At 70.0% G+C, this 4,830-nt stretch carries 6 protein-coding genes and 1 pseudogene; 5 read left to right on the top strand and 2 right to left on the bottom strand.

What is annotated here, in order from left to right:
- Positions 1-116: 116 nt before the first annotated feature.
- Together AC2W7M_RS19895 and AC2W7M_RS19890 are read right to left on the bottom strand one after the other, a co-directional pair.
- Positions 117-449, bottom strand: coding sequence for an AtuA-related protein (locus AC2W7M_RS19895; RefSeq protein WP_281805220.1), 333 nt, complete (start codon positions 447-449; stop codon positions 117-119).
- 3 nt (positions 450-452) lie between these two features.
- A complete protein-coding gene (locus tag AC2W7M_RS19890; protein WP_281805218.1) occupies positions 453-1,817 on the bottom strand; it encodes an acyclic terpene utilization AtuA family protein in 1,365 nt (454 codons plus the stop codon).
- A gap of 263 nt (positions 1,818-2,080) precedes the next feature.
- On the opposite strand from AC2W7M_RS19890, the pseudogene AC2W7M_RS19885 reads away from it, so the two are divergent.
- The 5 genes and pseudogenes from AC2W7M_RS19885 to AC2W7M_RS19865 form a co-directional block, all read left to right on the top strand.
- A pseudogene (locus AC2W7M_RS19885) lies at positions 2,081-2,188 on the top strand (hypothetical protein); the annotation flags it as partial.
- A gap of 106 nt (positions 2,189-2,294) precedes the next feature.
- The gene (locus tag AC2W7M_RS19880) at positions 2,295-2,891 is read left to right on the top strand and encodes an enoyl-CoA hydratase/isomerase family protein (RefSeq protein ID WP_486134311.1); all 597 of its coding nucleotides are present in this window, start codon (positions 2,295-2,297) and stop codon (positions 2,889-2,891) included.
- Positions 2,888-3,373, top strand: a complete 486-nt coding sequence (locus AC2W7M_RS19875; protein ID WP_281805215.1) for a MaoC/PaaZ C-terminal domain-containing protein — start codon at positions 2,888-2,890, stop codon at positions 3,371-3,373. The genes AC2W7M_RS19880 and AC2W7M_RS19875 overlap by 4 nt, the downstream gene beginning before the upstream one ends.
- Entirely contained in the window at positions 3,370-4,518 is a 1,149-nt protein-coding gene (locus AC2W7M_RS19870; protein ID WP_281805213.1) for an acyl-CoA dehydrogenase family protein, read from the top strand. The genes AC2W7M_RS19875 and AC2W7M_RS19870 overlap by 4 nt, the downstream gene beginning before the upstream one ends.
- A 1-nt stretch (position 4,519) precedes the next feature.
- Positions 4,520-4,830 (top strand): oxidoreductase (locus AC2W7M_RS19865; protein ID WP_486134308.1); only part of this gene is annotated, 311 nt, incomplete at its 3' end.

Genomic DNA, 4,830 nt, shown 5'->3' with positions numbered 1-4,830 from the left:
CGGCCTCCTCGATCGCCGCGCACTGGAGGCGGAAGCCTCGGCGTTTGCTCGGGGGGAACCGCTTGCGCCGGCTCTTGCTCGGGGTCTTGGGCGGGAGTGTCCGGCAGGGCCGCCATTCAGGCGGCCTCCGATCCGGCGGGCGGCAGCACGGCCGGAAGGCGCAGCAGGCCGTTGCCCATGGCCTTGCCGGTCTGGTCGAGGCGCAGTGTGCGCGTCGCCCCGCCGCCGAGCGCCCGGCGCATGATCACGACCACGGCCTCGATATTGTCCATGGGATAGGTCTCCACGTCGCCCTGGACCCAGTCGCCGAACAGCGCCTTGACCCGCTCGGGCGTGAGGCTCGCCAGGAGCACGGGATAATCCTGCGGCGTGCGGGCGATGACCCCCACCGAGACCACGTCGCCCTTGTCGCCGGAGCGCACATAGGCGAAGTCGCGAAGAAGCTGCATGGCTCAGGCCTCCAGGAGCGAGACGCGCTGCGTCACCACGGACTGCGGCACGAGGGTGGGCCACACGCCGTAGACCGGGCGCGGCTTCATGGGCGTGCCGAAGGAGGTGCCGCCCGGCCCCATGATCCAGAGCTGCGCGCAGGCCCGGCGCACCTTCTCCGCCTCCTGGCGGGTGGCGGTGTGGACCGCGACGCGCAGGCCGATCTCCGCCGGCTCGTAATCCGGCATGGGGGAGGCCGGCCCGTGCAGCATGTTGACGCCCACGAGGTCGAACTGCACCGCGTCGGCCTTCAGCTTCAGGCGCTCGAAGCGCTCGCCGAGGGTCTGCTTCGCCTTCTCGGCGCGCCCCAGCGCGTCGGGCCAGGGGAAGAACATCATGCCCTCGCCGATCCAGCCGTCCTCGTAGCCCACCACCAGCTTGAGGGTTTCCGGGCGCGGGCCGCCGCCCATGTGGGAGAGCCGGACGCGGTCCGGCCCGATCTCCTCCAGCCGCACGCGAGTGAAGTCGGCGACGCCGTCCGGCATGAGGTAGCGGCGCGGATCGCCGATCTCGTAGACGAGGTGCTCCTTGACGGTGAACGGGTCCACGCGTCCGCCGGTCTGGTCGAGCTTGGTGATGACCGCGGTGCCGTCGCCGTCGAACTCGACGATGGGAAAGCCGACCCTGCCCATGTTGGGCATCTCGTCGAAGCGGGAGGACATGCCGCCGGTGGCGGCGGCGGCGCACTCCACCACGTGGCCGATGGTGATGGCGGCGGCGATGCGGTCGGTGTCGGCCGCGCCGTAGCTCCAGCCGAACTCGTGCATCAGCGGGCCCACATAGAGCGCGTTGTCGGAGACCCGGCCGGCGATCACCACGTCCGCCCCCTGGGCGAGCGCCTCCACGATGCCGGAGCTGTCGGTATAGACGTTGGCGGCCACCACGCGGTTGCGGATGGCGGCGAAGTTGGTCTCGCCGGTGTCGATGTTGGTGAGGTCGGTGCCGCTCTCGATCAGCTCGTCCAGCCGGTCGAGCACGTCGTCGCCTTCGATCACGCCGATGCGCAGGCCGTTCAGCCCGAGCTCGCGGGCGAGCGAGCGGATGCGCTCGCCGGCCGCGCGCGGGTTGGCGCCGCCGCCGTTGCAGACGATGCGGGTGCCGCTCTTGCGGGCGAGAGGAAGAAGAACGGAAAGGTGCGCGGGAAGATCGGGAATGTACCCCGTCTCCGGGTCCTTCAGGCGCTGGCGCTGGAGCAACGCCATGGTCAGCTCGGCGAGATAGTCCATGGAGAGATAGTCGAGCGTCCCCCGCTCCAGCAGCTCGACCGCAGGGTCGAAGGCATCTCCCCAGAAGCCGGAACCGGCCCCGAGCCTCAGCGAACGCCTCATGCGCGCCTCTCCCAAAGAAATCATTCTTCCGCAACGCCATAGGCCGGGGCGCGCCGAGGCGCGCCGGGTCCCGCAGGGTCCGGATCGATGCAGAGGGTGCGTCGCTGCGGGGCGTAAAGTCAAGTGTATTTCGAAAATCAGTTCCGCAAGATGGATTTTTGTTTGACCCGCCCGCCGGGCAGGCACTAAGGTCGTCGCCAGAGAAGGGCGCCCCGAGCGCTCCGGCCCGCCATCGGGCCCGCCCTGGAGGAAGGCGCCGCGCCATGCAGGCGGATGAGGTGGAACTGGCCGTCGCCGACGGCATCGCGCGTGTCACCCTGAACCGGCCGGCGCGGCGCAACGCCCTCACCGCGTCCATGGCGAACGCGCTCACCGCCGCGTGGGCCCGCATCGACGCGGACCAGGCGATCCGCGCCGTCGTGCTCGCCGCCGCCCCGCTGCGGCGACCTTCCTCTCGCCGGCATGGATCTCAAGGAGATGGCCGCGGCGCGGGCCGAGGGCGCGGACCTCCTCGCACGCATCGCCGATCCGTTCCAGGAGCGCCTGCGCGCAGTCCGCCAGCCGGTGGTGGCGGCGCTCAACGGCCATTTCAGCGGCGCCGGCATGCTGCTCGCCATGGGCGCCGACATCCGCGTTGGCCTCGCCGGATCGCGCGCCGCCATCTCCGAGGTGCGGTTCGGCCGGGGCACCTCCTGGGCCGTGCCGCTGCTGTGGATGCTGCCGCAGCCGGTGCTGAGCGAGATGATGCTCACCGGCGCGCCTTTGCCCGTGGAGGAGCTGTGGCGCCACGGCTTCGTCAACCATCTCGAGGCGACGCCGGGAGGTGGTGCTGGCGCGCGCCCTCGCCCTCGCCGGCCAGATCGCCCGGAACGCGCCGCTCTCCGTGCGCGCCGCCAAGGCAACGCTCGCCGCCGGCATGGACCTCGGCTGCGCGGGCGGGCTCGCGCGCGGCGCCGAGCTTCACCGCGCGGTCTATGCCAGCGCCGATGCACAGGAAGGGCCGAGCGCCTTCGCCGAGGGGCGCGTGCCCGTCTGGCAGGGCCGGTGACCAGGAAGGAAGAGCAGGAGCGATGATCGATCAGCCGTTTCCCGAATTGAAGGTCGGCCAGTCCAAGGTCTCGCGCGGGCGCACGCTGACCGAGACCGACGTGGTCAACTTCTGCATGCTCACCGGCAACTGGCTGGAGATCCACGCCAACGAGGAGTTCGCCAAGACCGCGCGCTTCGGCCGGCGGGTGGTTCAGGGCTCGCTCGTCTTCTCCATCGTCAACGCGCTCCTGCCCTTCGATTCGAGCGTGGTGGACGCGTTCTACGGCGTGGACCGGCTGCGATTCCTCAAGCCCACCTTCATCGGCGACACCCTGTGGGCGCGCTCCGAGATCATCGACCTGCGCGAGAAGGACGGAGGCGCCGGCGTCGCCACGCTCGAGCTCGTCGGCGCGAACCAGCGCCGGGAAAAAGTCATGCGCTGCGAGTTCAGCCTGCTCATCTTGGGCGCGCGCCTGCTGCCGCCCTCGAACGACCCCTTCACCCTTGCGGAGCCTGCGGCCCAATGAACTTCCTCAACAGCGAACAGAGCGCCTGGCACGACACCGTCGACCGCTTCATGGAGAAGGAGATCACGCGCGAATACATCCGCACCCAGGACGAGGCGCGCGCCTACCCTTACGAAGGCTATGAGAAGATCGCCAAGGAAGGCTGGCTGCGCCTGCTGATCCCGGAGGATCACGGCGGCTACGGCGGCGACATCTTCGACTACGCGCTCATGTGCGAGGGGCTCGGCAAGTTCGGCTTCGACTTCGCGACTGCGGTGCTGGTGCCCACCTTCACCGCCATGAACATCGTGAAGTTCGGCAACGACGCCCAGAAGGCGGACTATCTCGAACCCTTCATGTCCGGCGCGCGGCGCTTCTCCATCTCCATCTCCGAGCCCTCGGCCGGCTCGGACGCTGCCAGCACTCGCACCCGCGCCCGACGCGACGGCGAGAGCTACGTCATCAAGGGCCAGAAGCTCTGGTGCAGCGGCGCGGCGGCGCAGAACGTGACCATCCAGATGCTGGTGCGCACCGACCCGGAGACCGCCAAGCACCGCGGGCTCTCGGTGCTGCTGGTGCCCAACGACACGGCGGGCGTCGACATCCGCCGGCTGCCGACTCTGGCGCGCCGCGCCACCGGCACCACGGAGATCTTCCTCGACGACGCGCGGGTGCCCGCCGCCAACCTGCTCGGTCACGAGGGGCAGGGATGGGAGATCATCACCGATCATCTGGAGTTGGAGCGCATCGCGGTGTCCGCCGCCTATGTGGGCAATGCCCAGACCGCGGTGAGCGACGCGCTCGCCTATGCCCACGAGCGCGAGCAGTTCGACCGGCCGATCTTCGATTTCCAGGTGATCCGCCACATGCTCGCCGACATGCAGACCCAGGTGGATGCCGCCCGGCTCCTGGTCTACCGCGGCGCCGAGCTCGCCTCACGGCACGAGCCGTGCGCCAAGGAGGTGGCCATGGGCAAGCTGTTCGCATCCGAGACGCTGCAGAATGTCTCGCGCATGGGCATGCAGATCCTCGGCGGGCACTCCATGCTGCCGGACTCGGACATGGAGCGCTATTTCCGCGAAGGCATGCAGAGCACCATCGGCGGCGGCACCTCGCAGATCCAGCGCACCATCATCGCCAAGGCCATGCACCAGAACCCGGGCTGAGATGGCGCGTCTGTTCCAGCCCCTCGGCCTGCGCGGCCTCACGCTGAAGAACCGCGTGGTGGTCTCGCCCATGCAGACCTACAGCGCGCCCGAGGCGCGCGCGACGGCCTGGCACCAGGCGCATCTCGCGCGCTTCGCCCTCGGCGGCGCCGGGCTGGTGGTGGCGGAGGCCACCGCCGTCGACCCCGGAGGGGCGCTCGACCGACCTCGATCTCGGGCTCTGGGACGGTGCGCAGGAACACGCCCTGCGCGCCTCGCGGAAGCGGTCCACGCCTGCGGCGCGGCGCGTCGGCGTGCAGCTCCAGCATGCAA

This window comes from Xanthobacter sp. BG11Y11_SDJG (assembly GCF_057364445.1).
This window is presented reverse-complemented; position numbering and strand designations above follow the sequence as displayed.

What these genes read in the sequence shown, in the direction of transcription:
- AC2W7M_RS19880 (WP_486134311.1), top strand. Translation starts at nt 2,295, where the DNA reads ATGGCCGCGGCGCGGGCCGAGGGCGCGGACCTCCTCGCACGCATCGCC.
- AC2W7M_RS19895 (WP_281805220.1), bottom strand. Translation starts at nt 449, where the DNA reads ATGCAGCTTCTTCGCGACTTCGCCTATGTGCGCTCCGGCGACAAGGGC.
- AC2W7M_RS19875 (WP_281805215.1), top strand. Translation starts at nt 2,888, where the DNA reads ATGATCGATCAGCCGTTTCCCGAATTGAAGGTCGGCCAGTCCAAGGTC.
- AC2W7M_RS19870 (WP_281805213.1), top strand. Translation starts at nt 3,370, where the DNA reads ATGAACTTCCTCAACAGCGAACAGAGCGCCTGGCACGACACCGTCGAC.
- AC2W7M_RS19890 (WP_281805218.1), bottom strand. Translation starts at nt 1,817, where the DNA reads ATGAGGCGTTCGCTGAGGCTCGGGGCCGGTTCCGGCTTCTGGGGAGAT.